At 75.5% G+C, this 25,102-nt stretch carries 23 protein-coding genes and 1 pseudogene; 11 read left to right on the top strand and 13 right to left on the bottom strand.

What is annotated here, in order from left to right; genetic code table 11:
* The first annotated feature begins 157 nt into the window (after window positions 1-157).
* Entirely contained in the window at window positions 158-1,597 is a 1,440-nt protein-coding gene (locus tag ACOQFB_RS00405) for an LETM1 domain-containing protein (protein WP_059438384.1), read from the top strand.
* 267 nt (window positions 1,598-1,864) lie between these two features.
* Here the strand turns inward: ACOQFB_RS00405 and ACOQFB_RS00400 are convergent, their stop codons facing one another.
* The gene (locus ACOQFB_RS00400) at window positions 1,865-3,412 is read right to left on the bottom strand and encodes a HEAT repeat domain-containing protein (protein ID WP_421609164.1); all 1,548 of its coding nucleotides are present in this window, start codon (window positions 3,410-3,412) and stop codon (window positions 1,865-1,867) included.
* Window positions 3,413-3,442: 30 nt separating this feature from the next.
* On the bottom strand, window positions 3,443-4,090 hold the full coding sequence (locus tag ACOQFB_RS00395) for a hypothetical protein (protein WP_421609163.1): 648 nt from the start codon (window positions 4,088-4,090) through the stop codon (window positions 3,443-3,445).
* A gap of 155 nt (window positions 4,091-4,245) precedes the next feature.
* Here ACOQFB_RS00395 and ACOQFB_RS00390 point away from each other — a divergent pair, with 155 nt between their 5' ends.
* The 4 genes from ACOQFB_RS00390 to rpe all read left to right on the top strand — a co-directional run bounded on the left by ACOQFB_RS00390 (window position 4,246) and on the right by rpe (window position 8,592).
* On the top strand, window positions 4,246-5,538 hold the full coding sequence (locus ACOQFB_RS00390) for a glycerate kinase type-2 family protein (protein ID WP_421609162.1): 1,293 nt from the start codon (window positions 4,246-4,248) through the stop codon (window positions 5,536-5,538).
* Window positions 5,539-5,605: 67 nt separating this feature from the next.
* Window positions 5,606-6,544, top strand: coding sequence for a methionyl-tRNA formyltransferase (gene fmt / locus ACOQFB_RS00385; protein ID WP_421609161.1), 939 nt, complete (start codon window positions 5,606-5,608; stop codon window positions 6,542-6,544).
* Window positions 6,544-7,911: a transcription antitermination factor NusB gene (locus ACOQFB_RS00380; protein ID WP_421609160.1), complete on the top strand. Its 1,368-nt coding sequence runs from the start codon at window positions 6,544-6,546 to the stop codon at window positions 7,909-7,911. The genes fmt and ACOQFB_RS00380 overlap by 1 nt, the downstream gene beginning before the upstream one ends.
* Window positions 7,912-7,920: 9 nt before the next feature.
* Window positions 7,921-8,592 carry a ribulose-phosphate 3-epimerase gene (rpe, locus tag ACOQFB_RS00375; protein ID WP_059439621.1) on the top strand — a complete coding sequence of 224 codons (672 nt, stop codon included), beginning with the start codon at window positions 7,921-7,923 and terminating at the stop codon, window positions 8,590-8,592.
* On the opposite strand, the gene ACOQFB_RS00370 is transcribed toward rpe, so the two are convergent.
* The 3 genes from ACOQFB_RS00370 to ACOQFB_RS00360 form a co-directional block, all read right to left on the bottom strand.
* Window positions 8,589-9,026, bottom strand: coding sequence for a septal ring lytic transglycosylase RlpA family protein (locus ACOQFB_RS00370; protein WP_421609159.1), 438 nt, complete (start codon window positions 9,024-9,026; stop codon window positions 8,589-8,591). The two genes, rpe and ACOQFB_RS00370, sit on opposite strands and share 4 nt — an antisense overlap.
* Window positions 9,023-9,658, bottom strand: a complete 636-nt coding sequence (locus ACOQFB_RS00365; protein WP_421609158.1) for a uracil-DNA glycosylase family protein — start codon at window positions 9,656-9,658, stop codon at window positions 9,023-9,025. The genes ACOQFB_RS00370 and ACOQFB_RS00365 overlap by 4 nt, the downstream gene beginning before the upstream one ends.
* Before the next feature lie 71 nt (window positions 9,659-9,729).
* Window positions 9,730-10,668, bottom strand: coding sequence for a DUF429 domain-containing protein (locus ACOQFB_RS00360; protein WP_059437392.1), 939 nt, complete (start codon window positions 10,666-10,668; stop codon window positions 9,730-9,732).
* Between ACOQFB_RS00360 and ACOQFB_RS00355 the strand changes: the two are divergent.
* Window positions 10,647-11,186: pseudogene (locus ACOQFB_RS00355) on the top strand (response regulator); the annotation flags it as partial. The gene ACOQFB_RS00360 and the pseudogene ACOQFB_RS00355 sit on opposite strands and share 22 nt — an antisense overlap.
* On the opposite strand, the gene msrQ reads toward ACOQFB_RS00355, so the two are convergent.
* Both msrQ and msrP read right to left on the bottom strand, forming a co-directional pair.
* A complete protein-coding gene (gene msrQ, locus ACOQFB_RS00350) occupies window positions 11,074-11,739 on the bottom strand; it encodes a protein-methionine-sulfoxide reductase heme-binding subunit MsrQ (protein ID WP_494492601.1) in 666 nt (221 codons plus the stop codon). The pseudogene ACOQFB_RS00355 and the gene msrQ sit on opposite strands and share 113 nt — an antisense overlap.
* Window positions 11,740-11,854: 115 nt before the next feature.
* Window positions 11,855-12,796 (bottom strand): protein-methionine-sulfoxide reductase catalytic subunit MsrP, encoded by a 942-nt coding sequence (msrP, locus tag ACOQFB_RS00345; RefSeq protein WP_059437389.1) that lies wholly within the window; start codon window positions 12,794-12,796, stop codon window positions 11,855-11,857.
* Window positions 12,797-13,153: 357 nt separating this feature from the next.
* On the opposite strand from msrP, the gene ACOQFB_RS00340 reads away from it, so the two are divergent.
* Window positions 13,154-13,780 carry a hypothetical protein gene (locus ACOQFB_RS00340; protein WP_494492396.1) on the top strand — a complete coding sequence of 209 codons (627 nt, stop codon included), beginning with the start codon at window positions 13,154-13,156 and terminating at the stop codon, window positions 13,778-13,780.
* On the opposite strand, the gene ACOQFB_RS00335 is transcribed toward ACOQFB_RS00340, so the two are convergent.
* Both ACOQFB_RS00335 and ACOQFB_RS00330 read right to left on the bottom strand, forming a co-directional pair.
* The gene (locus tag ACOQFB_RS00335) at window positions 13,781-14,779 is read right to left on the bottom strand and encodes a TRAP transporter substrate-binding protein (RefSeq protein WP_059437387.1); all 999 of its coding nucleotides are present in this window, start codon (window positions 14,777-14,779) and stop codon (window positions 13,781-13,783) included.
* Window positions 14,780-14,794: 15 nt separating this feature from the next.
* The gene (locus ACOQFB_RS00330; RefSeq protein WP_237757893.1) at window positions 14,795-15,706 is read right to left on the bottom strand and encodes a TRAP transporter TatT component family protein; all 912 of its coding nucleotides are present in this window, start codon (window positions 15,704-15,706) and stop codon (window positions 14,795-14,797) included.
* 83 nt (window positions 15,707-15,789) lie between these two features.
* On the opposite strand from ACOQFB_RS00330, the gene ACOQFB_RS00325 reads away from it, so the two are divergent.
* A complete protein-coding gene (locus ACOQFB_RS00325) occupies window positions 15,790-17,646 on the top strand; it encodes a TRAP transporter large permease (RefSeq protein WP_237757892.1) in 1,857 nt (618 codons plus the stop codon).
* A gap of 42 nt (window positions 17,647-17,688) precedes the next feature.
* Here ACOQFB_RS00325 and ACOQFB_RS00320 read toward each other — a convergent pair whose 3' ends face one another.
* Both ACOQFB_RS00320 and ACOQFB_RS00315 read right to left on the bottom strand, forming a co-directional pair.
* Window positions 17,689-18,225, bottom strand: a complete 537-nt coding sequence (locus ACOQFB_RS00320; RefSeq protein WP_421609155.1) for an AAA family ATPase — start codon at window positions 18,223-18,225, stop codon at window positions 17,689-17,691.
* A 26-nt stretch (window positions 18,226-18,251) separates the two neighbouring features.
* Entirely contained in the window at window positions 18,252-18,995 is a 744-nt protein-coding gene (locus ACOQFB_RS00315) for a phosphatase PAP2-related protein (RefSeq protein ID WP_421609154.1), read from the bottom strand.
* Between the two features lie 82 nt (window positions 18,996-19,077).
* On the opposite strand from ACOQFB_RS00315, the gene ACOQFB_RS00310 reads away from it, so the two are divergent.
* A complete protein-coding gene (locus tag ACOQFB_RS00310) occupies window positions 19,078-19,788 on the top strand; it encodes a Bax inhibitor-1/YccA family protein (protein ID WP_421609153.1) in 711 nt (236 codons plus the stop codon).
* A 1-nt stretch (window position 19,789) separates the two neighbouring features.
* Here the strand turns inward: ACOQFB_RS00310 and ACOQFB_RS00305 are convergent, their stop codons facing one another.
* Window positions 19,790-20,635, bottom strand: a complete 846-nt coding sequence (locus ACOQFB_RS00305) for a class I SAM-dependent methyltransferase (RefSeq protein WP_421609152.1) — start codon at window positions 20,633-20,635, stop codon at window positions 19,790-19,792.
* 91 nt (window positions 20,636-20,726) lie between these two features.
* Here ACOQFB_RS00305 and ACOQFB_RS00300 point away from each other — a divergent pair, with 91 nt between their 5' ends.
* The gene (locus tag ACOQFB_RS00300) at window positions 20,727-21,557 is read left to right on the top strand and encodes a glycerophosphodiester phosphodiesterase family protein (protein WP_421609151.1); all 831 of its coding nucleotides are present in this window, start codon (window positions 20,727-20,729) and stop codon (window positions 21,555-21,557) included.
* Between the two features lie 686 nt (window positions 21,558-22,243).
* On the top strand, window positions 22,244-23,356 hold the full coding sequence (locus ACOQFB_RS00295) for an HNH endonuclease (RefSeq protein ID WP_421609150.1): 1,113 nt from the start codon (window positions 22,244-22,246) through the stop codon (window positions 23,354-23,356).
* Here ACOQFB_RS00295 and ACOQFB_RS00290 read toward each other — a convergent pair.
* Window positions 23,353-24,954: an ABC-F family ATP-binding cassette domain-containing protein gene (locus ACOQFB_RS00290; RefSeq protein WP_421609149.1), complete on the bottom strand. Its 1,602-nt coding sequence runs from the start codon at window positions 24,952-24,954 to the stop codon at window positions 23,353-23,355. The two genes, ACOQFB_RS00295 and ACOQFB_RS00290, sit on opposite strands and share 4 nt — an antisense overlap.
* Window positions 24,955-25,102: the final 148 nt, after the last annotated feature.

Below are 25,102 nucleotides of genomic sequence, written 5' to 3'. Positions count from 1 at the left end.
CCGGCCGGGCCGGCCTCGAGAGAGGCCGGCCCGCTTCGTCTCCGCCCCTCCTCCGCCTGCGTGCGCCTCCCCGCCCGCCCGCACGGCGGAGGATCCGCCGGGTGGGCAAGCGGGCGAGGGGGCAACCGGGTTACACTCCCACCCTTCCGGAACCGACGTGGCGAAGGCCCTCAGCGACAAGAGCTGGCTCGAGCACCTCCTCGCGGAGGAGCTGGAGCAGCACGACCCCGACGCCGCCCGCGCGCGGCTGCCGGCCGACGTGCGCGCGGCGGCGGAGGCGCGGGGCGACCTGCTCCCGGCGGCACGCCTGCTGGTGGCCCGCTCGCTGCGCCGCCGGCGGCTCTGCGCCGATCCCCCGCCGGCCGACGACGCGTTCCTCGACGAGGTCCGCACGCACGTGGGGCTGGCGCTCGACCTCGCGCTGCTGCGCGGCGAGCCGTTCCTGCGCACCCGCCAGCGCGCCGAGATCGCCGCGTTCCTGGCGGCGGCGCTCGGCCTCGACGCGCTCGCGCTCGAGGTCGAGCCGGAGCAGCCGGGCGGGTCCACCGACCGCGCCGTGGAGCGCGCCCTCCGCGGCGCCGCCGAGGCGCTGCAGGCCCGCGCCTACCCGGCCGGCGATCCCGTCTCCGGGCTGCCGCTCCACCCCGGCGCGACCGCCATCCTGCGGCGGCGGCTCGCGCGCGTGGTGCTCGGCTTCCACCGCGCCGGCCGGCTCGTCCCCGAGGCGCTGGCCCGCCACGGCGCCTACGCCGCGCGGGAGTCGGTGCTGCTCGCCGAGGCGCTCTCCGGCCTGCTGCTCGCGGCCGGCTCCGACGGCGAGCGCGCCCGCGGCCTGCGGGTGCGCCAGCTCGCGCGCCTCGGCCTCTCCCGCGCCGAGCTGCGCGACGCGCGCCGGCTGGTGGCGTCGCCCCGCGGCCCCGAGGAGATCGCCGCCGACGCGCCGGAGCGGGTGCGGCCGTTCCTGCTCGAGCAGCTCCTGCTGGCGCAGCTCCGGGTCCGCCTCGACGGCGACGGGCCGCGCCGCTGGACCGAGCGGTTCGCCGCGGCCGCAGGGCTCGACGCGCAGGCGGCCGCCGCGGCGCAGATCGAGGCCGCGGCGCAGCACTGCGACCACGAGGTCTGGTTCGAGGCGTTCGACGAGGGCGGCGTCCCGGTGGACTGGCAGGTGCTCGCCGACGAGTGGGAGTCGGTGGCGGACCACGTCGTCGAGCGCGTCTCCACCGCGGTCACCGACAACCTCGGCTCGCTGGCGACCGAGATCCGCGAGACCGGCGAGCTGGGCGGACTGCTCGCCAAGGCCGCCGCAGGGAAGACGCTCAGCGCGGCCGAGAAGCGCAAGGTGAAGGCGCAGCTCATCGACCTCGCCAAGGCGGTGCCCGCCCTCGCCATCTTCGCGGCCCCGGGCGGCATGCTGCTGCTGCCCCTGCTCGCGAAGCTGCTGCCCTTCAACCTGATGCCGAGCGCCTGGGACCGCCCGCCCCGCGGCGACGGCGCGCCCGCGCCCGGCGCGAAGCCTGGCGCCGCGGAAGGCGCCGCCGCGCCCGCGACCGCGAAGGCGCCCGGCAAGGCCGGCGGCCGGAAGCGCGAGCCGGTCTGACCGTGCCCCCGCTCATGGTTCGACGGGGCTCACCATGAGCGGGTCTTCGGCGGCTCACCGTGAGCGTCCCTCGACTCCGCGCGGCCTGTCCCTCGACTCCGCGCGGCCTGATACCGATCCGCTCACCCTGAGCGTAGGCGGGCCGTAGGCCCGCCGGAGTCGAAGGGTGGATGAGCGGGCGGAGCCGACGGGGCTCACCAGGAGCGGACCTCGGAATTCCGCTCACCCCGAGCCTGTCGAGGGGTGAGCGGATGGCGAGGCCGCGGCCTACCTCGCCGCCGGCCGCTTCAGCCGGAGCGCCAGCCGCAGCGCGTCCTCGTTCACGCCGGCGGTGAGCGTCCGGCCGCGATCCTGCGCGACCGTCCGGTCGATCGCGGCGGCCACCTGCGCGGCGTCCCCGCCGAGCGGCTCGCGCGCCGCGATCCAGCCGAGCGCGAGCACCGCCGCGTGCCGCGCGGCGAGCGCCGCGTCCCCGTCCACCGGCCGCGCGATGGCGTCGGCGAGCGCGCGCGCCTGCGCGACCCCGCCGGCGCGGCCCACCTCCAGCGCGGCCCGGTCCCGCACCGCCGGGTCGGGGTCGGCGAGCTTGCCGGCCCAGCAGGCCGCGTCCCGGCAGGCCGCCGCGGCGGCGAGGCGCGCCTTCATCCCGGCGAGCGCCTGGCCCTCCTGCGCCGGGCAGCCGCTCCCGCAGGCGCGGATGGCCTCGTCCACCAGCGACGCCTCCGGCGCGCCGCCCAGCCGCGAGAGGGCCGCGAGCGGCGCCTCGCGGACGCGCCACGACCCCGCCGCGGCGGCCGCGCGCAGCGCCGGCAGCGCGGCCGGGTCGCCGATCCGGGCGAGCGCCTCGCAGTAGCGATCGCGCGCGTCCGGATCCGGCTCGCGGGCGACGAGGTCGGCGAGCGGCTTCACCGCCTCGCGGGCGCGCAGCCGGCCGAGCGACTCCGCCGCGAAGGCGCGCACGTAGACGCCGACGCGGGGGTCCGGATCGCGGTAGGAGAGCCGCGCGACCAGGGCCGGCACCGCGTCCGGTCCGCCGACCTCGCCGAGCACCTGCGCCGCCTTCGCGTACAGCGCGCCGCTCACCACGCCGCGCGTGCGCGCCCAGTCCTGCAGCGCCGCGTCCTTGCCCTCCAGCACCGCCAGGAGCGGCGCGGCCATGGGCCGGCCGATCTGCGCGGCGGCGAACGCCGCCTCCGGGAAGAACGTCACGCCCGGCCGCTCCTCGAACAGCATCCGGAGCACCACCGGGCCGGCCCGCGCGTCGCCGATCCGGCCCAGCGCCAGGATGGCGCGCTTGGCGGTGAACGGCTCGACCTCGGTCGAGGTGGCGATGCGCACCAGCGTGTCGATGGCGGCGGGATCGCCGACCTCGCCGAGCGCGTCCACCGCCGCCACCTGCGTGTAGCCGTCCGGCGAGGCGGTCAGCTCGACGAGCGCCGGCACCGCCTCCCGGGCCCGGAGCGCGCCGAGCGCGGTGGCGATGTGCCGGTTCGCGTCGCGCGTGTCGCGGTCCTGCGCGGCGCGGTCCACCGCGTCGAGCAGCGGCTTCACCGCGGCCGGGTCGCCGATCTCGCCGAGCGCCACCGCCGCCTCGCCGCGGGCCCGCGGCGCCTGCTTCAGCACCTCGACGAGGTACGGCACGGCGGCGCGGCGGTCGCCGGGCGCCTTGCGCACCTGCGCGAGCGCCTCGAGCTTCTCGTCGGTGCGGCTCCGGCTCGCGGCCCGCTTCGCCCACCCCTCCGCGTCCTTCGGGCTTCCGCAGGCGGTGACGAGCAGGCAGGCGAGCAGGGCGGCGGCGCGGCGCAGCGTCATCATGGGCAGCTCCTCGGCTCCGGGGGACGGGGTTCAGCGGCCGGCGGCGCCCTGGCGGGGCGCCGGAACGGCGAAGGGGGTGGGCTCGGGATCGTCGATCGCGAGCGCGGCGCGCCGCTCGCGGGCGGCGGCGGCGAGCGCCTCGATGGCGGGGGCGAGCTCGGGGGCGTGGGCCTCGGCCGCGCGCATCCGCTCCACCGCGGCCTCGAGCACCGCGGCGTGGCGCGCCTCGCGCGCCTTCATCGCGTCCACCGCCTCGAGGAAGGTGCGGAAGAACGCCTTCAGCTCGTCCCCCCGCCGAAGGGTCCGCATGCGCGGGAACCGCCCCTGCGCCATGATGGAGAGGTAATGGCCCATCACGAACACCGGACCGGCCACGCGGTGCGTGATCACGATGCCGAGCAGGCCGAGCGCGCCCGAGAGCAGCAGGGCGATGCCCGCGAACGCGGCCAGCAGCAGGCGGTCGCTGCGGGCGATGAGCGCGCGCGTGTCGGCGTCCTGCGGCAGGAGCGCGGTGGCCTGGGCGTGGGCCTGGTGCAGCCAGAGCCCGAACGCGACCGCCACCACCAGCCCGGCGGCGGCCATGGTCAGCGCGTACTTCAGCTGGAACCCGCGATCGAGCAGGAAGTGGCGCCGCGCGTGGCCCGCGCCGGAAGGGCTCGCGGGGGAGACCTCGGACATCGTGCGTTCCCCTTTCCGCCTGGGCCCGCCTGGACGCCGATCGGGCCGGGCGATTCTACCGCGCGAGCGACCCCCCGCAACGCGCGGCGGCCACCCCATGTCGGCGCGGCGGGGACAAGGTGTGCGCAGGGCGGACCGCCCGGAGGGCACCGCGCGTGAGCGCGCGCAGGCCGCTCGCGGCCGCCTGCGAGGCGGTGTACCGCGCCACCCTCGCGCGCGTCGCCGCGGCGCGCCTGGTGAAGGAGGCGCTGGCGCGCGAGCCGCTCCCGCCCGGCCCGGTGCGGGTGGCGGCGCTCGGGAAGGCCGCCGCGCCCATGCTGGAGGCGGCGCTCGCCGCGCTCCGCGGGCGCGCCCGCGACCCGCTCTGCGTGCTGCCCGAGGGCGCGCGGCCCCCGGTCGCGCCGGGCGCCCGCTGCATCGCCGCCGGCCACCCCCGGCCCACCGCCGGCTCGCTCGAGGCGGGGCAGGCGCTCCTCGACTGGGCCGCCGCGGGCGGCGGGGCGCCGGCGCTGGTGCTGCTCTCCGGCGGCGGGAGCGCGCTGGCGGTGGCGCCGGCGGAGGGGCTCGCGCCGGAGGAGAAGGCCGACGCGATCGCCGCGCTCATGCGCGCCGGGCTCACCATCCAGGCGCTGAACGCGGTGCGCAAGCACCTCTCGCGCCTCAAGGGCGGCCAGCTCGGCGCGCGGCTCGCGCCCGCGGAGGTCCGCGTGCTGGTGCTCTCCGACGTCCCCGGCGACGACCTCTCGGTGATCGCGTCCGGCCCGCTCGCGCCGGATCCGAGCACGTTCGGCGAGGCGCTCGCGGCGGTGCACGGCGCGGGCGCGGCGCTGGCCGGGCCGGTGCGGGCGCGGCTCGAGGCGGGGGCGCGCGGCGAGCTGCCGGAGACGCCGAAGCCGGGCGACCCGCGCCTCGCCGGCGTGCACCACCGGCTGCTGGCGGGCCCGGTGGACCTGGCGCGCGCCGCGGCGGAGGTGGCGCGCGGGATGGGGATGGAGGCGGCCGTCGATCCCGTCCCGCTCACCGGCGACGTGGTGGCGGTGGCGGCGCGGCTGGCGCTCTGGGCCCGGGAGCGGGCGGGCCGGCCGGGCGCGCGCGGGCCCCGGCTGCTCGCGCTGGGCGGCGAGCCCACCATCCGCGTCCCCGCCGCCGCGGCGGCGCCCGAGGGCGGGCGGGCGCAGCACCTGGCGCTGCTCGCCGCCGCCGGCCTGGACGGCCTCCCGGCGGCGCTGCTCGCGGCCGGCTCGGACGGGCGCGACGGGCCCACCGAGCAGGCCGGGGCGGTGGTGGACGGCGAGAGCGCGGGCGAGGCCGCGCGGCGCGGGATCGACCTGGCGCGGGCGCTCGCCGAGGCCCGCTCCGGCCCCGCCGCGGTGGCGCTCGGGGCGGCCATCCCGCGCTTCGAGACCGGGACGCACCTCTGCGACATGGTGCTGGTCGCGGTGGAGTGACGGCGGCGCCGGCCGCGTCCGGTTGGCGCTCGATCTCCCGCCCCCGCCCGCGTATACAGGGGCCGCCATGCGCATCGCCTTCCTCGGCACCCCCGCCTTCGCGGTCGCCGCGCTCGACGCGCTGGACCGCGCCGGCCACGCGCTCGTGGCCGTGGTGGCGCAGCCCGACCGCCCGGCCGGCCGAGGCCAGGCGCTCCGCGAGCCGGCCACCAAGGTCTGGGCCCGCGCGCACGGCGTCCCGGTGCTCCAGCCGGAGAAGGTCCGGGACGGGACGCTCGCCGCCGCGCTGCGCGCGCTCGAGCCCGACGCGCTGGTGGTCGCCGCCTACGGCCGGATCCTGGGCAAGGACCTGCTCACGCTGGCCCCGCACGGCGCCATCAACGTCCACGGCTCGCTGCTCCCGCGCTGGCGCGGCGCCGCGCCCATCCAGTGGTCGGTGGCCGAGGGCGAGCGGGAGACCGGCGTCACCATCATGCAGATGGACGAGGGGCTCGACACCGGGGACATCCTGCTGCAGCGCGCGCTCGAGCTCCGCGAGGACGACACCTCCGAGACGCTCGCGCCCAGGCTGGCGGCGCTGGGCGGCGAGGCGCTCGTCGAGGCGCTCCGCCTGCTCGAGGCCGGCGCGCTCGTGCCGGTGCGCCAGGATCCGGCGCAGGCCACGCTCGCGCGCATCCTGGAGAAGGAGGACGGGCGCATCGACTGGGCGGGCCCGGCGCGCCGCGTCGCCGACCGGCTGCGCGGCTTCACGCCCTGGCCCGGCGCGTTCACCACGCTCGAGGGCCGAACGCTGAAGGTGCTGGAGGCGCGGCCCGGCGCGGACGCGGAGGCGCCCGCGGGCGAGCCCGGCGAGGCGGAGGTGGTCCCCGGGCGCGGGCTGGCGGTCGCGTGCGGCGGCGGGACCGCGCTGCTCGTGACGCGGGTGCAGCTCGAGGGGCGGCCGGCGCAGTCGGCGCTCGACCTCGCCAACGGCCTGCGCAAGAAGCGCTTCCGGCTGGGCACCTGATGGCCGGCCGTACCACCCTCCCGGCCGCGGGCGCGCGCGGCATCGCCTTCGAGGTGCTCCGGCGCGTCGAGGAGGGCGGCGCGTACGCCTCGCGCGCGCTCGACGCCGCGCTGGGCGCGGCCGGCGCGCTCGATCCCCGCGAGGCGGGGCTCGCCACCGAGCTGGTGTACGGCACGCTGCGCCGGGCCCTCGCGCTCGACGCCGCGCTGGCGCCGCACTCCCGCCGCCCGCTCGCCGAGCTGGACCCGGCCGCGCGCGTGGCGCTGCGGCTCGGCGCCTACCAGCTGCTCGTGCTCGGCACGCCCGCGCACGCCGCGGTGGGCGAGACGGTGGCGCTCGCGAAGGCGGTGGATCACGGCCGCGCCGCCGGGTACGTGAACGCGGTGCTCCGGGCGCTCTCGCGCGCGCCGCGCTTCCCGGACCCGCCGGCGCTCGACGCCGATCCGGCCGGCCACGTCGCCGCGGCGGAGGCGCTCCCGCGCTGGGTGGCCGAGGAGTGGGTGGCCTGGCTCGGCGCCGGCGAGGCGCTCGCGCTCGCCCGGGCCATGAACGCGCCGGCCCCGCTGTGCGTGCGCACGCCGGATCGCGAGGCGCTGCTGGGGCGGGCCCGCGCCGCCGGGCTCACCGCCGCGCCCGCGCCCCGCGCGCCGGGCGGCGTGGTGCTCGCCGGCGCGTCGGTGGCCGAGCTGGCGCGCGCGGCCGGGGACGTGCCGTTCCAGGTGCAGGACGAGGCCGCGCAGCTCGTGACGCTCCTCGCGGCGGGCGACCTGGCCGGCCGGCCGGCGCGCGTCCTCGACGCCTGCGCCGCGCCGGGCGGCAAGGCGTTCCACCTGGCCGAGCTGCTCGGGCCCGGCGCCGAGGTGGTGGCGATCGAGCTCCACCCGCGCAAGGCCGACGAGCTGGCGCGCGAGGCCGCCCGCCGCGGGCTCGCGGCGGTCCGGGTGGTCTGCGCCGACGCGGCGAAGCCCATCCCCGGGCTCGAGCCCGGGAGCTTCGACGCGGTGCTGGTGGACGCGCCCTGCGCCGGCCTCGGCACGCTCCGGCGCCACCCCGAGCTGAAGCTCCGCCGCGCGCCCGGCGACCTGCCGCGCATGGCCGCGCTCCAGCGCCAGATCGCCCGGAACGCGGCGCGCTACGCCCGGCCGGGCGCGCCGGTCACCTACTCCATCTGCTCGCTCTCCCGCGCCGAGGGGCCGGAGGTGGTCGAGGCGCTCCTCGCCGAGGGCTTCCGCCGGGCCCCGCCGCCCGCCGGCTTCCCGGCCGACGTCCTCGACGCGCGGGGCGATCTCCTCACCCTCCCCAGCCGCCACGGGACCGACGGCTTCTACGCCGCGCGGCTGGTGCGGGACGCGCCCTCCACCGACTAGGATCCCTCCATGCCCCTGCCCATCCGCATCGCCCCGTCGATCCTCTCCGCCGACTTCGGCCGGCTCGCCGACGAGGTCCGCGCCGTCGAGGCCGCCGGCGCCGACGTGATCCACGTGGACGTGATGGACGGCCGGTTCGTGCCGAACATCACCATCGGCCCGCTCGTGGTGGAGGCGGTGCGCAAGGTGACGAAGCTCCCGGTGGACGCGCACCTCATGATCGTCGAGCCGGAGAAGTACGTGGAGGCGTTCGCGAAGGCCGGCGCAGACCTCGTCTCGGTGCACGCCGAGGCCTCGCCGCACCTCCACCGCACGCTGCAGGCCATCCGCGCCGCGGGCGCGCGGCCGGCGGTGGCGCTCAACCCGTCCACCGATCTCTCCGTCCTCGAGTACGTGCTCGGCGACTGCGAGATGGTGCTCGTCATGACGGTCAACCCGGGCTTCGGCGGGCAGAGGTACATCGAGGCCTGCACCGAGAAGGTCCGCCGCCTGCGCGCCATGGCCGACGCGCGCGGCCAGGCGCTGGAGATCGAGGTGGACGGCGGCGTGAAGCCGGAGACCGCCGCCAAGGTCGCGGCCGCGGGCGCGAACGTGCTCGTCGCCGGCACGGCCGTGTTCGGCGCGCCGGACTACCGCAAGGCCATCGCCGACATCCGGGCCGCCGCGGAGCGCGGCCGCTAGTCGCCGTCCACCGGCTCGACCCGGACGCGCACCACGCCGTCCTCGACCATGCCCAGCTTGCGGGCCGCCGCGTAGGACAGGTCCACCACCCGCCCGCCGGCGAACGGGCCGCGGTCGGTGACCTTCACCACCACGCTCTTGCCCGACTCGAGCGACGTCACCTTGAGCCGGGTGCCGAACGGCGCGGTCCGGTGCGCGCAGGTCATGGCGTGCATGTCGAAGCGGCTGCCGCTGGCGGTCCGCCGCCCGTGGTGCCGCTTGCCGTAGTAGCTCGCCAGGCCGACCTGCTCGCCGGGGCGCGCGGGCGCCTCGGCGGCGCGGGACGGGGCGGGCTCGGCGCGCCCGGGACCGCCGGCCTCGCGCGCGGGGCCGTGCGCGCAGGCGGCCGCGGCGCAGAGCGCCACCGCCGCCGCGCGGAGCGCGCGACCGCTCACGCGGTGCGCCTCCGGCGGAAGGTGCGCTGGACCTCGGGGTGGTCGGCGATGAGCATCAGCGCCTCGTCGAGCAGCGTCCGGCCCGGCTCCATCTTGAACCAGGTCGAGGCACCCGACGGGTGCGGCAGCGGGATCACGTCGGTCTTCACGCCGTGGAAATACGCACGGAGCGTGCGCCCGACCACGGCCGCGATGGGCTCCGTGTGGCCGAGCACCTCCTGGATGGCGAGGCGCCCCACCGGGATCACCAGCCGCGGCCGGAGGATCTCCACCTCGCGCCGGACGAAGCCCCGCCAGAGCGCGCACTCGTCGGGCGTGGGCACGCGGTCGCCGCCGCCCGGCGCCTTCCCGGGGAAGCATCGCACCACGGCGGAGATGTAGACGCGCTCGCGGACCTGCTCCTCGGCGGCGCCGGTGGCGCGCTCCAGCCAGCGGAACAGCGTCTTGCCCGCGGTCCACGCGAACGGGCGGCCGAAGCGCGCCTCGTGCGGCCCGGGCGCCTGGCCGATGAGGAAGATGCGGCTCGGGACCGGCGGGCCATGGATGGGCGGGCCGAACCCTCGCGGGCGGAACGCCGCGACCTCGCGGAGCACCGCCTCGAGGGCGGTGACGGTGTTCGGGGCGCGCGGCACGGGGAGCCGAGCCTATCCGGCGGGGCGGCCGCGCGCCAACTGGGCCGGGTGCGCAGGCGTACGTCCGCCTGCTACCCCTCGCGCCAGGGCTCCTCGCGGATCGAGTGGATCCAGCCCTCGCACCGCGGGACGTTCGCGGGCACGCCCGTGAACCCGCCGTGCCAGGCGGCCGCCGCGCCGGTGGCGGAGAGCACCGCGTCGAGGTGCTCGCCGTCGCCGTCCTCGACGATCTGCGCCGCCTGCTCCATCTCGAACTCGAGCTTGGCGGCGTGGCGCAGCGTCCGGAGGATCTTGGCGCGGGTGGACGAGCGCGCGACCCCGTCGCGCTCGTCGTCGCGGTAGGTGCACACCCCGCACATCGCGCGCGCCACGTGCCCGGGGCGCACCTCGACCACGAGCGGCTTGCCGGCCGCCGGCGGATCCCAGGGCAGGAAGGCGGCGGTGGCGCGGGCCATGGTGCACAGGCCGAAGAAGGTCTGCCGGAACGCGCGCGCGCTGGTGGGCGTGGCCGGCTCGGCGCGGTAGCAGTCGGTGAAGCGCGGGCGGTCCTTCCCGAGCTCGGCGCGCAGCCGCGCCGCGCCCTCGGAGAAGTCGCCGCCCTGCCCGAGGAAGCGCTCCTCGAGGTTGCGGCCCAGCACCGCCGGGCCGCGGATGGCCTGCCGCAGCAGCCCCAGCTGCCGCAGGTGGGTCTCGGAGAGCGACAGCGCGAAGTCCACGCCGAGCGCCAGCCGACCCTCCGCCCAGCGCGCCTCCTCCGCCAGCCAGGCGGCGAAGCGCGCCTGCACGTCGCGGCGGCCCGGCGCGTCGGTGAACGGGCGCCACAGGCGCGTCAGGCGGGCGCGCTCCGGCTCGCACTCGATCTTGGCGGCGAGGATCTGGTTGCCGGCGCCCTCGATGCCGCTCCAACGCAGCCCGATCACCACGCCGCGCTCGGGCAGCCCGATCTTCGGCGGCGACGCCCTGCCGTAGACGGCACCCGCTGCGGTGGATGGCTCGTTCTCGTTTGGCATGGCGTTCGCTGCGTTTATCGCCCGCTTACAGCGGGTGTCAACGCTGCGCCGGACCACGGCCCCGGAATCTCGCGCGGACGCCGCGGGGGCGGACGCGGGGTACGGCCGCCGCCCGCCGAGCACCCCTTCGTGCGGGCCCCGCCGGGACGCAACGTCCGGTGCACGGGCGAGCGTTCAGGGGGTTCCCTCTCCGGGCAGCCATGCTCAGAGTACGAGCCAGCATGGCTTCCCCCGCTCGCATCCTCGTCGTCGAAGACGACGTCGCCATCCGGGAGACGATCGCCGAGCTCCTGCAGGAGGAGGGTTACGCCGTCAGCTGTGCCGCCAACGGCGCAGAGGCGCTGGACCGGCTCGCCGCGGTCGACCAGCCGCCCAACCTCATCGTGCTCGATCTGATGATGCCGGTCATGGACGGCTGGGCGTTCCGGTCGGTCCAGCGCGATGACCCGCGCCTCTCCGCCATCCCCGTGCTCGTGCTCTCGGCGGGCCACGGCGGCGACAGCCGCGCCGTCGCGGGGCTGGGCGCCGAGGGATTCCTCCCGAAGCCGTTCGACCTGGCGAGCTTCGTGGACGCGGTGCACCGGCTCTGCTGACCTGCGCGCGCAGGCGAGCCGCCGCGCGCGCCCCGAGCAGCGCCGCCAGGATGGCGGCGAACACGTACGGGCGCAGCGCGTCCGCCTTCACGCGCCACACGAAGTGCACGACCCCGAGCGCCGCCACCGCGTAGACCAGGCGGTGCAGCCGCTTCCAGCGCGCGTACCCGAGGCGCCGGACCCAGCGGTCGGTGGACGTCACCGCGAGCGGCACGAGCAGCAGCCACCCGACGAAGCCCACCGCCATGAACTTGCGCTTCAGCACGTCCTTCGCGAGGACGTGCAGGTCGAAGAACTGGTCCACGCCCACGTACCAGCACAGGTGCAGCGTGGCGTAGGCGAACGTGAACAGGCCGAGCATGCGCCGCACGCGCACCGGCCAGGCGAGGCCGAGGAGATCGTGCGCCGGCGTGGGCACGAGCGAGAGCGTGAGCAGCGTGAGCGTCCAGAAGCCGAGCCGGTTGAGCACCGCCTCGATGGGGTTCGCGCCCAGCCCGCCGGTGAACGCGTCCCAGGCGATCCTGGCGAGCGGGAGGCAAGGCGGCGAAGGTCGCCGCCTTCAGGAGGCGGATGCGGGCGCGCGTCACGGCGGCTCAGTAGTTCTTGCGCAGGTCGAGGCCGGCGTAGAGCGACGCGACCTCGGCGGCGTAGCCGTTGAACGGCAGCGTCTTGCGGCGGAAGAACTCGCCGATGCGCCGCTCCCGCGCCTGGCTCCAGCGCGGGTGGTCCACGTCGGGGTTCACGTTCGCGTAGAAGCCGTACTCGTCGGGCGCGGCGTCGTTCCAGGTGGTGTGCGGCCGGTCGGCGAGGAACGTGATCCGCACGATCGACTTCGCGCCCTTGAACCCGTACTTCCACGGCACCACCAGCCGAAGCGGCGCGCCGTTCTGCCCCGGCAGCGCCCGGCCGTAGAGCCCCACCGCGAGCAGCGTCAGCGGGTGGGTGGCCTCGTCGATCCGGAGCGCCTCCACGTACGGCCACGGCAGCACCGGGCGGCGCTGGCCGGGGAGCTGGTCGCGATCGAGCAGCGTCTGGAACGCCACGTACTTCGCGCGCGAGGTCGGCTCGAGGCGGCGCACCAGGTCGGCGAGCGGGAAGCCGACCCACGGGATCACCATCGACCACGCCTCCACGCAGCGCATCCGGTAGACGCGCTCCTCCAGCGGGAACATGCGGGCGAGCGCGTCCACGTCGAGCGTCTGCGGCTTCTTCACCTCGCCGGCGATCGTGACGGTCCAGGGGCGGGGGCGGAGCGAGCCCGCGTTGCGCGACGGATCCTCCTTGGAGGTGCCGAGCTCGTAGAAGTTGTTGTAGCCGGTGACCGAGTCCCAGGGCGTGGGCGACTCGCCGCCGGCCTGGTCCACCTTGCGCGCCACCTGCAGCGCCGCGCCGGTGGGCTCGCCGGCCCGCGCGCCGCGCGGCAGGAGCAGCCCCACCGCGCCGGCGGCGCCGAGCGCCAGGAACTCCCGCCGACGGAGGTAGAGCGCCTCCGGGGTCGCCTCCCGCTCCGCGATGTCCGGCCGCCAGCGCGCCATGCCGCTCCTCGCTCTCCGCCGGGATGTAACGGGCCCCGCCCGGCGCGGGCTGCATAATGGTCTCCGCATGCCCCTGCTCCGTTACCACGGCGCCCTGGACGAGCTCGCGATGTGGGGCGAGGACCGGCGCCGGCGCGCCCCGGTCCCGTTCCGCGGTGCGGACGCCACGCCGCTCGACTGCTTCGGCCCGCTCCCGCCGCTGCCGCCGCCGCCGGGCGCGTCCGGCCCGTGGCGCGCCCCCTCGCCGCGGCCGTGCCCGGGCGACGGCGAGATGTCGGCGGTGGCGCGGCCGCCGGAGGGTCCGCGCCGCGGCACGGTGGTGCTCGTCCCCCCTGGAAGCTCCCGCGCCTCGCGCTGGTGGCGCCCTGGGAGCGCGCGCTCGCCGCCGAGGGGCTCGCGTGCTGGACGCTCGTGCCGCCGCGCCACCTGCACCGCGCCGCCCCCGGCGTGCGGAGCGGCGAGGGGTTCGTCACGCCCGACGTCCCGGCCCTGAGGGCGGCGATGGAGCAGCTCGTGCTCGAGCTCCGCGTGCTGCTCGCGCTGGCGCGCGCGCAGGGTGGCGCCGCCGGCGTCTGCGGGCTGTCGCTGGGCGCGCTCGCGGCCGGGCTCGCCGCCACCGCGCCGGAGGCGGCCGACTTCGCCGCGCTGGTGGCGCCGCCGGCGGACCTCGCCGCGGTGTTCCAGGGGACGCGGATCGGGCGGCGCTACCTGGGCCTGGCCCGCCGCGCCGGGGCGCCGCCGCCGCCCGCCGCGGAGCTCGCCGCGATGCTGGCGCCGTTCCGTCCGGAGGCGCGCCCGCCCACCGCGCGGCGGGTGCTGGTGGTGACCGGCGACGCGGATCGGATCGCGCTCCGGCCGGCCGCCGACGCGCTGGCGGCGCGCTGGGGCGCCGCGCGGGCGAGCTTCCCGCGCGGGCACCTCACGCTCATCTTCGGGTGCGCCGCGGCGCGCCGCGCGGTGGCGCGGTTCGCCGCCGGGCGGTGACTACTTCTTCTTCGCCGCGCCGCCGGCCTTGCAGGCGTCGCGCGCGCCCTTCACCTCGTCGAAGAACGCGGCCGGCACCACCCCGCCGCGCACCACCGGCCAGGTCTTCTCCATGGCCGTGCGCCAGGCGGCCGGGTCGCCCTTCTCCACCTGGAGCCCCTGCTTCTGCATCGCCGCCACCGCGTCGGTGTTGAGCCGCTTCACCTCGACGTCCACCTTCTCGCCCAGCTCCTTGGCGATGGCGAGCAGCTTGGCGCGGGTGTCGGCCGGGATCTTCTCCCAGGCGTCCTTGCGCACCAGCGTCGCGCCCATCATCCAGCTCCAGGGCAGGTCCATCATGTGACTCGCCTTCTCGTGCAGGCGGGCGGTGAGGACGTACAGCGGCACGTTCGGGATGCAGTCGATCATGCCGGTCTGCAGCGAGGGCACGATGTCGTTGGACGAGAGCACCACCGGCTTCAGCCCGGCCGCGCGGAACGCCTCCACGCTCTTCGGGTCGCCCTCCCAGGCCCAGATCTTCGCGTTCGCCATGTCGGCCGGCGAGCGGTGCGCCGACGAGCAGAACAGGTGGATGGCGCCGATGCGGCTCCACTGCAGCGCGATCAGGCCGCGCTTCTCCAGCGCCGCCTCGAGCTGCGGCCGCACCTTCGCGAACGCGCACTCCATCTGCGCCTGGTCCTCGAACAGGAACGGGACCGAGAGCGCCTGCGGCTCGGGGATGACGTCGTGCATGCCGACGTTGGAGATGGCGGCGCCCTGGAGCTGGCCGATCCCCATCTTGCGGACCATGTCGCCCTCGCTGCCCTGGGCGCCGCCGGCGTAGATGCGGAGCTTGACCTGCCCGCCGGACGCCTGCTCCCACCGCTGCGCCATCTCCTTCAGGATCTCGTGCCAGGTGGACCCCTGCGGCGCGAGCGTGCCGAGCTTGATGACCACGTTCTGGGCGCGGGCGGCCGGGGCGAGCGCCGCGAGGAGCGCGGCGAGGAGGAGCTTCTTCACGTGGGACTCCCGGGACTAGAGGAACAGATCGTCGACGTGGTCGAGCAGCGCGCGGGCGCGCCGCTGGGCCAGGATGTTGGCGAGCCGGTACTTCGGCTCGGCGTCCGGATCGGCGCGCACGACCTCCTCGAGGACGCGCGTGAACTCGGCCCGGTCCTGCCGCTGGACGAGGACGCCCTCCGCCCAGGAGACGAGCGGGCCCAGCTTCTTGTTCATCGAGAGGGCGAGCGCCCGGTCGAGGTGGGCCCTGGCCCGCTCCGCCCCGCCGCCCTGGGCGGCGCTGCGGGTGGCGTCGTAGGAGACGAAGAACTCGTGGATCGCGCCGTCGCCCCACCGCTCGTCGAGCTCGAGCGCCCGCTCCATCATCGCGATCGCCACCGGCAGCTCGGCGACGAGCTGCATGTCGCCCTTGCCGTTCACGATGGCGAGCGTCCAGGCGGAGGCGGTCCAGTACAGCAGCGGCACGTCCTCCTTCTCGGCGCGGCGCAGCGCGCGCGGCACGTCGCGCCCCTCCCGAAGCCGGCGGGAGAGCTTCTCGTGCCGCACCTCCAGCCCCCGCAGGCCGTACTCGCGGGCGCGCAGGAAGAGCTTCCTCGCGCGCAGGCGGCCGGCGCGGGCGGCGTCGAGGCGGCCGTCGAGGTCGGCCTGCTCGGCGTCGGCCTGCACGAACGCGTAGCCGTACTGCGTGAAGCTGCTGGTGAGCGCGGTGAGCAGCCCGAGGTGCTCGGGGTTCTCCGTGAGGAGCCCCTCCATCGTCTTCAGGCCGAACGGCACCGCGTCGCGCACCAGCTCCGGATCGTCGTCGGAGGCGTAGCTCCCGCCGCTCTGCGCGACGGCGTCGGCGGCGAAGGACAGCGCGGCGCTCTTGCACCCGGCGAGCGGCGGCAGCGTGACCGCGAGTATGAGGGCGACGTGTGTACGGTTCACGCGGGATGGCCCGGCCGCGGAGGGATCGTGATAAGCGTGGGTACTCATAGATGCCCCTCCGTGAGGGGTCAATCGACTTTCGCGTGACCGCCCCAACCATCTCCAGCCACGGCGACCCGAACGCGCAGGGAACGCACGTCGAGCGCGGCCTCGTCACGTTCCTGCTCGTGACGATGATCCTGCTGCCGGCCGCCTCCACCGTGTCGCGGCGCCTCCTCGGCCGGGAGCTGCCCGGCTCGGCCGTGCTCGCGCAGCACATCACCCTGTGGGTGGGCTTCCTGGGAGCGATGCTCGCCACCGCGAGCGGCCGCCACCTCGCCCTCTCGACGCTCGACCTGATCCCGGTCGGCTGGCCGCGCACCGCGGCCTGGTTCCTCGGGCAGGCGGTCTCCGCCGCGGTGACGGCGCTGCTCGCCTGGGCGTCGCTCGAGCTGGTCAAGGTCGAGTGGACCGGCTTCGGCCAGGTGGCGATGGGCATCAAGGTCGCGTGGAGCCAGCTGGTGATGCCGGTGGGCTTCGCGATCATGGCGCTCCGCTTCGCGTGGCGGGCCGGCGCGCCGTGCGAGTCCCTGCGCTGCTGGGCGCTGCGCGCCGCCGCCGCGCTGGTCGCGGCGGGCGCGTTCCTGCTCGGGTCCGTCGTGCCCGGCGCGGCGCTCACCTGGATCCTCTCGATCCTGGTGCTGCTCGCGTTCCTGCTGGGCGCGCCGGTGTTCGTGGCCATGGCGGGGCTCGCCATGGTGCTGTTCTTCCGCGACGCGGGCGACCCGCTCGCCATCGCCGCGGTCCCCACCGCCACGTTCAACCTGGTCTCGTCGGCGACGCTGCCCGCCATCCCGCTGCTCACCGCGGCCGGCTACGTGCTCGCCGAGGGCGGCGCGGCGCGCCGGCTGGTCCGCGCGTACAAGGGGCTGTTCGGGTGGATGCCGGGCGGCGTCGCGGTGATGGCGACGTTCGTGTGCGCGCTGTTCACCACCTTCACCGGCGCGTCCGGCGTCACCATCCTCGCGCTCGGCGGGCTCCTGCTCCCGGCCCTGCTCGAGGACGGCTACCCGGAGGACTTCTCGGTCGGCCTGGTCACCGCGGCCGGGTCGCTGGGCCTCCTGTTCCCGCCGTCGCTGCCGGTGATCCTCTACGGCGTGGTGGCGCAGGCGCCCATCGACCACCTGTTCATCGGCGGGCTGGTGCCGGGCCTGCTCATGATCGTCCTGGTCGCCGCGTACGGCGTCATCGTGGGCGTCCGGTCGCGCGCGCCGCGGCAGGCGTTCCACCCGCGCGAGGCGCTCGCGGCGCTGTGGGACGCGAAGTGGGACCTCGGGCTCCCCACGCTCGTCGTGGTGGCGGTCGGGTCCGGGTTCGCCACCGTGGTCGAGGCCGCCGCGCTCGCGGCCGCCTACGCGCTGGTGGTCGAGCTGGTGGTGTTCCGCTCCATCAGCCCGGTCCGCGACCTGCCGCGGGTGCTGGTCCACGCGTCCACGCTGGTGGGGAGCGTGGTGATCCTGCTCGGCACCGCGCTCGGGCTCACCTCCTGGTTCGTGGACGCGGAGATCCCGACGCGGCTGGTGGAGTGGATGACGGCGCACGTGCACTCGCCGGCGCTGTTCCTGCTCATGCTGAACGCGGTGCTGCTGGTGCTCGGCAGCGTGCTCGAGATCTACTCGGCCATCGTGGTGCTGGCGCCGCTGGTCGCGCCGCTCGGCGTCGCCTACGGGATCGAGCCGATCCACCTCGGCGTGGTGTTCCTCGCGAACCTGGAGCTCGGGTTCCTGTTCCCGCCGATGGGGCTCAACCTGTTCCTCTCCGCCTCCCGCTTCGGCAAGCCGCTGCCGTACCTCTACCGGAAGGCGTTCCCGTTCCTGCTCATCATGAGCGCGGGCGTGCTCGCCATCACCTACCTGCCGGCCATCACCACCGGCGTGGTGGAGCTGCTGGCCCGCGACTGAGCCAGGTCGCGCCTCGCGCACCGCCCGCCGGACGTGACGGCGTCACGCCAGGCGAAATGCGCCGTTGCCCACGGCGGCGATCACCGCGTCCAGCGTCTCCCGGGGACCTTGCCCTTCCGTCCGGAGCACGTGCCGCTCGAGCTCGCCGATCGAGGAGAGCTGCCGGTAGAGGGCCGTGATGGCCTCGGGATCGGCCAGCGAATCGCCGCCGCGCTCCCGGCAACGCTCGATCGCGACCTCGAGCGCCGGGCGCAGCATGACGTAGTGGAGCGGCACCGAGAGCGCCTGGAACGGCCGGAGGAACCACGGGCCGACGATGCCGTCGAGGACGACGAAGTACCCGCCCCTGGCATAGCGCTCGGCCACCGTCGCCAGGGCGTCGATCACCACCTCGTTCTGCGCGTGGGCCTCGGGCAGGTAGGGCGCGAGCGCGCCGTGCTTGATGAAGTGCCAGAAGTCGTCGGCGTGGAGGTGCACCTTGGGTGACCCCGGCTGGCTGGCCAGGGCGCGGGCGGTCGTGGTCTTCCCGGCGCCCGGCGGGCCGGTCAGGATGAGGACTTCGCCTGCAAGGTCGACCATGACCGCTCCCGTTCCCGAGCTGCCGCTCATCTCGCCCGCGGGGCCGGCCAGCCCTCGCGCAGCGCGAACACCGCCAGCGTCACCGCGTACGCGCCGGCCACGTCGATGGTGTAGTGCAGGTGCGCGAGGAACACCGACGCGACCACCAGCACGTGGCCGAGGAGCGCGGGCCAGCGCAGGCGCGGCCAGCGCCACACGTACAGCAGGAGCAGGAACGTGGTGGCGGTGTGGCCGGAGAAGAACAGGTCCTTCGTCAGGTAGGCGCGCATCGAGCCGTTCGCGAACACCTGCCACGGCGAGAGGAGCTGCACGTACGCGTCCCAGGGATCGTGCCCCGAGATCCCGGGGCCGGCGCGCGCCGGGTCGGGCGCGCCCAGGCCGGTCATGGCGAGGGTGGCGCCGCGGAGCAGCGACACGATCGCGCCGGCCACGTTGTAGCGGACGAAGGTGCGCGGCGAGACCCACAGCAGCGCGGCGGCGACCGGCAGGTAGATGCCGAGCCACAGCACGTAGTTCCCGCGCGCCACCCACTCGACGTACGGGACGTGCGCGAGCACGAGGTCGGGCAGCGCGGCGGGCGCGGGGCGCAGCTCGTTCCAGACCGCCGCGGCGGTCATGGCGGCGTAGCTCGCCAGGCGGAGCGCGAGCGCGAGCAGCACCGCGGCCCAGGCGGCGCGCAGGGCGGGCCAGCCGCCCTCGCGCGGCGGGGGCGCGGCGCTCGCGGATGGGGCGAGGCGCGCGGGCTCGGGCTGGGGCGACGGGGCGGCCATGGCCGGGGTGTATAGACCACGCCCGGCGCCGGGGCACCAGCTACCCACGGCGCTCCGCGCCCGCGCGGGTTACAATCCGTCCATGTCCTTCGACTCGCCTTCCCGCTTCCCCGCCCGCGAGCAGGTGCTCGTCCGCGGCGCGTCCGACGTCGAGCGCCGCTTCATGGCCGCCGTCTACCGCTGGATGACGCTGGGCCTCGGCGTCACCGCCCTGGTCGCGACCGCGGTGGCGAGCTCCGAGTCGCTGCTCCTCGCCATCGTGGGCAACCGGATCCTCTTCTACGGGCTCGTCATCGCCGAGCTGGCGCTGGTGATCTGGATCTCCGCGGCGGTGAACCGGCTCCCGGCCGCCGCCGCCGGCGGGCTGTTCCTGCTCTACTCGGCGCTGAACGGCGCGACGCTCTCGGTGGTGCTGCTCGTCTACACCGGCGCGTCGGTGGGGATCGCGTTCCTCACCACCGCCGGCACGTTCGCCGCGATGAGCGTCTACGGCACCGTCACCCGGCGCGACCTGACCGGCTGGGGGAGCTTCCTGTTCATGGGGCTCATCGGGATCGTGATCGCGAGCCTCGCGAACCTGTTCTTCCGCTCCGACATGGTCTCGTGGGTGGTGTCGTGCATGGGCGTGCTGGTCTTCACCGGGCTCACCGCGTACGACACGCAGAAGCTCCGCGCCTACGCGCGCGCGGGCGGCGGCGCGGCGGCCGCGCCGGTGAGCGGCGCGCTCTCGCTCTACCTCGACTTCGTGAACCTGTTCCTGTCGCTGCTGCGCCTGTTCGGGAACCGGCGCTAGCTCAGGCCCCGGCGTCGGGCCCGGCCCCGGCGAGCGTCCGCAGCAGCTTCGGGCGCACGCCGGTGGCCGCGACGAGCGCGTCGAGCCGCCCCTGCGCCTCGCGCGACGCGGCGCGCACCTTCTTGCCGAGGATGAGCTCGTTCTTCACCGAGTGCTCCCAGCCGGTGAGCTCGGTGACGGTCACCCGGTAGCCGTGCGCCTCGAGCGCGAGCGCGCGGAGCACGTTGGTGAGGTGCGAGCCGAACTCGCGCCGGTGCCAGGGGTGCTCGAACAGCGGCGCGAGCAGCGGCGAGGGCGCCTTCGCCTCGTCGAGCTGCCGCGCCACCTCCGCCTGGCAGCAGGGGACCACCGCCACGTGGTCGGCGCCGTGCCGGATGGCGAGCGCGAGCGCGTCGTCGGTGGCGGTGTCGCAGGCGTGCAGCGCGGTGACGAGGTTCACCCGCTCCGGCACGGGAGCGGCGTCGATGGGCGCCTCCACGAACTCGAGCCGGTCGAAGCCGAGCCGCCTCGCGCGCTCGGCGCCGGCCTTCGCGAGGTCGGGGCGCGACTCGAGCGCGAGGAGCCGGCCCTTCCCGGCGGGCCCGAGGAACAGCTCGTAGAGGATGAAGCCGAGGTAGCTCTTGCCGGCCCCGCAGTCCACCACCACCGGATCGCCGAAGCGCCCGAGCACGTCGTCGAGCGCGGGGGCGAGCAGGTTCGCGAGGTGGTTCACCTGCTTCAGCTTCCGGAGGCTGTCGGCGTTGAGGTCGCCCTGCCGGGTGAGGAGGTGCAGCTCCTTCAGCAGCCCCGGGGACGTGCCCGGGAGCAACTCGCGACGGACCGCCTCGCCCTTCACCTGCCTGCGCATGGCGAGGTTCTAACCCGGCGGCGCCGCGCGCGGAACCTCGGGGCACGCCCGAGGCGTTGACGGGCGCGGCCCGGCGGACGAAGGTCGGCGGGTGACCGCTCCCACCCCGCCCTCGCCCGACCGCGCGCCCGCGCGCGCCTACCTCTCCCGCCCCGGCCCGTGGCTGGTGGCCCACCGCGGCGGCAGCGCGCTCGCCCCGGAGAACACGCTCGTCGCGTTCGACCGCGCGGTGGCGCTCGGCGCGGACGCGCTCGAGATCGACGTACGCCGCACCGCCGACGCGGCGGTGGTGGTGTTCCACGACGACGACACGGCGCGGCTCACCGGCGTGCCGGGGACCATCGAGGCGCGCACGCTGGAGGAGGTGGGGCGGCTCGACGCGGCGTTCGGCTTCACGCCGGACGGCGGGGCGACGCATCCGCTGCGCGGCAAGGGCGTGCGGGTGCCGACGCTGGCGGAGGTGCTGGCGCGCTACCCGGGCCTGCGGCTCAACATCGACGCGAAGCCGGACGAGGCCGCGCTGGCGGAGGCGCTGGCGCGGGAGATCCGGGCGGCGGGGGCGGAGGACCGGGTCTGCGTGGGGTCGTTCTTCGACGCGCAGGCGGAGCGGCTCGCGGCGCTCTTGCCGGGCTGCGCGCGGTACCTGCCGGAGCAGGCGGCGACGTGCCACGTGCTGGCGGCGCTGTCGGGCCAGCCGGCGGAGGGGTGCCCCGGCGGCTACGACGTCGCGGACCTGCCGCATCGGATGGGGGAGGTCGAGGTGGTGTGCCCGCCGGTGATCGCGCACTTCCACGCGCTGGGGATCCCGGTGCACGTGTGGACCGTCGATGATCCTGTCGAGATGCGGGAGCTGCTCGCGCTCGGGGTGGATGGGATCGTGACGGATCGGCCGGAGGTCCTCGCGAAGGTGTTGGGGAGGTAGGGGTTGCCGCTCGCGGTGAGCTCGTCGAACCGGGAGCGGGGGGCGGTTGCCGCTCACGGTGAGCTCGTCGAACCGGGAGCGGGGTGGCGATTGCCGCTCACGGTGAGCTTGTCGAACCGGGAGCGGGGTGGCGATTTGCCGCTCACGGTGAGCTTGTCGAACCGGGAGCGGGGTGCAGGCGGCCGCGCCGGAGAAGGAGCTGGAGGTGGGCAGCGGGCTGGCGGGGCGGGCCCGGCTGGCCGGGAGCGGCGGCGCGGGATCGGCTTGCGAGAGGCCTGGCAGGGAGGCGGGCTGGCGTTCGTTGGCCGCGGCCGGGTGTCTCCGCTCGTGGTGATCCGCAGCCTGCCGCTCATGGTGAACCCCATGACCGACCTCCGCTCATGGTGAGCCCCAAGACCTCCGCTCATGGTGAGCCTGTCGAACCATGAGCGGGACGCAGGGACTGCGGTCACGTTGAGTGACTGCTTGCAGCCCAAGGGGAACGCTCGGCGCGCTTGACGGGGTTTCACTGTCCGGCGACCCAGGCGCCGCGGGGCGCGCGGGAGGGTCGCTGTGAGCGCGCCATCTGGCGCCTGGCGCGTGCTCGTGACGCGCGACCGCCTTGACGGGATCGCATGACCATCTCGCGCCTGAAGTCGAATGCGCGCGTCCGGCGAGGCCCCGGAAACGCGTGAGAGAGTGTCGGCATGGACACTCCTCGTGAACTCTCGGATCGCCTCGTCACCCTCCTCCGCCGCGAGCACGCCGCCCTCGCGGAGTTCCTGGTCGCGCTCGCGGACTTCGACGTGCGGCGCGCGTGGGCGGAGCTGGGGTACGCCTCGCTCTTCCACTACCTGCACCGCGAGCTTCGGCTGTCGAAGGGCTCGGCGCAGTACCGCAAGGTGGCGGCGGAGCTGATCCAGGCGGTCCCCGCCGTCGTCGAGCCGCTGCGGGACGGGCGGCTCTGCTTCACGACCGTCATCGAGGTGGCGCGCGTGGTCACGGCCGAGAACTGGGAGGCGGTGCTGCCGCGGTTCTACGGGCTGTCGCGGCACGAGGCGGCGGAGGTGGTCGCGGCGCTGGCGCCGCGTCCGGCGCCGCCGGTGCGGACGGTGCTCACCGCGGTCCGTCGGTCCGCGAGTTCAACTGCTGAACCGACTGTCCTCGCTGTGACCTCTGGTTCAACTGTTGAACTGACTGGCCCCGTCGCAGCCGTGGGTTCGACGGTTGAACCGTCGGTTCCTGCGGTGCCCGTCGCGGCTCCGACGTCCTCGTTCCGCTCCGCGGAGCTCACGCCGCTCACGGCGGACCGTCAGCGGCTCCATGTAACGGTAAGTGGACGTTTCGCGCGCAAGCTGGAGCGGCTCCGGGATCTTCGGCCGGACCTCTCCGACGACGCCCTTCTCGAAGCTGGGGTGGACCTGCTGCTGGCGAAGGCGGAGAAGCGCAAGAGTGGGCACACGGATCGGCCGCAGGCGGCGATCCGGCCTTCCCGCGATCGGGGCCACATCCCTGCCGATGTCCGCCGCGAGGTCTGGAAGCGTGACGGTGGGTGCTGTCAGTGGCGGCTCGCCAGCGGGGAGTGCTGCGGCTCCACGCATTCGCTCCAGCTCGACCACGTCGTGCCGCGGGCGCTGGGCGGGGCCTCCACCGCGGACAACCTTCGCGTGCTCTGCGCGGCCCACAACCTCGAGGCGGCTCGGCGGGTGTTCGGCGACGCCAGGATGGGTAGGTACACCAAGGGCCGGCGCGTTCCGATCTGCGCCGGCCCTGCGTTGGTTCGCGACGTGTCCGGCGATTCGCCGGGACCTGGCGCCTAGTGGTGCTCGGTCACCAGCTCGGGGTGCTTCTCCACCAGTTCGTCGAAGTTGCCGGGGAAGTCGAGAATGGGCTCGTTCTTGTGCATCACCCAGATCCGGCTCGCCACCTCGCGCACCAGCTCCTGGTCGTGCGTCACCACGATCACCGTCCCCTCGTAGCGCTGCAGGCCCTCGGACAGCGCGGCGATGGACTGGAGGTCGAGGTGGTTGGTGGGCTCGTCGAGCACGAGCACGTTGTCCTTGAACAGCATCAGCTTCGCGAGCAGGAGGCGCACGGTCTCGCCGCCGGACAGGGTCGCGGTCGGCTTCATCCGCTCCTCGCCGGAGAACAGCATGCGCCCGAGCAGGCCGGAGATCTCCTCGTTCGAGAGCTTGTCCTCCATCTCGCGGAGCCAGCCGAACGCGGTGGTGCCGGGGCGGATCACGCCGGCCTGGTCCTGCGGCAGGTAGCCGACCTGCGCCTGGTGGCCCCACTTCACGTGGCCGCGGTCGGGGGCGAGCTCGCCGGCGACCATCTTCACCAGCGTGGACTTGCCGACGCCGTTCTTGCCGACGACGGCGATCTTCTCGCCGCGGGTCACGAGCGCGCTGAACGGCTGGACCACCTGCAGGCCGGGGCCGTAGGCCTTCTCGATGCCCTCGATCGTCAGCGTCTGCTTGCCGGAGGGCGCCTTCTGCTCGAACTTGATGAACGGCGCGGCGATGTTCGACCGCTTCATGTCCTCGAGCTTCAGCTTCTGCATGGCGCGGATGCGGCTCTGCACCTGCGACGCGCGCGTGCCGGCGTGGAACCGGGCCACGAACTCGCGGAGCTGCTCGATCTTCTTCCGCTTCTCGGCGTTCTCCGACTCGACGCGCGACCGGACCTGGCCCTTCTGCCGGACCATGTCGTCGTAGCCGCCGGGGTACGTGATGATGGTCTCGTAGTCGATGTCGGCGATGTGCGTGCAGATCGCGTTCAGGAAGTGGCGGTCGTGCGAGATGGTGATGAGCACGCCCTCGTACGCGTGCAGGAACTTCTCCAGCCAGCGGATCGACTCGATGTCGAGGTGGTTGGTGGGCTCGTCGAGCAGCAGCCCCTGCGGCTTCCCGAACAGCGCCTGCGCGAGCAGCACGCGCAGCTTGTAGCCGCCGGCGAGCGCGCGCATGGGCTGGTCGTGCCAGGGCTCCTCGATGCCGAGGCCCTGCAGCAGCTCGGCCGCGTCGGCCTCGGCGGAGTAGCCGTCCTCCTCGCCGATCACGCCCTCCAGCTCGGCGAGGCGCACGCCGTCCTCGTCGCTGATCTCGGGCTTGGCGAGCAGCTGCTCCTTCTCGCTCATCGCCGACCACAGCGCCTCGTTCCCCATCAGCACCACGTCGAGGACGCGGTTGTCCTCGTACTTGAAGTGATCCTGGCGGAGGATGCCGAGCTTCTTCGGCCGGAGCACCTGGCCGGTGTCGGGGTCCTCGTCGCCGGCGATGATCTTCATGAAGGTGGTCTTCCCGGCGCCGTTCGGGCCGGTCAGGCCGTAGCGGTTGCCGGGCGAGAACGAGACGTCCACGTCCTCGAACAGCTTCTTGGGCCCGAAGGCCTTGGTGACGTTCTGAACGCTGATCATGGGAGCGGCGCCTTCTTAACGGATCTCCGGGAGTTTTGCGAGACGGATCGCGGACTTCACCCGGCGCGGCGCGCGCCGCCGCCGCCGCCGCGCGCGCCCCGGATGCGCGCCGTCCGGGAGGGCACTCCGCGCTCGACCGCGCGGCGGA

The organism is Anaeromyxobacter sp. Red801 (genome assembly GCF_049201065.2).
Taxonomy (GTDB): domain Bacteria; phylum Myxococcota; class Myxococcia; order Myxococcales; family Anaeromyxobacteraceae; genus Anaeromyxobacter.
Note: the sequence above shows the minus strand (reverse complement) of the source record. Positions and strands in the feature narration are given on the sequence as shown.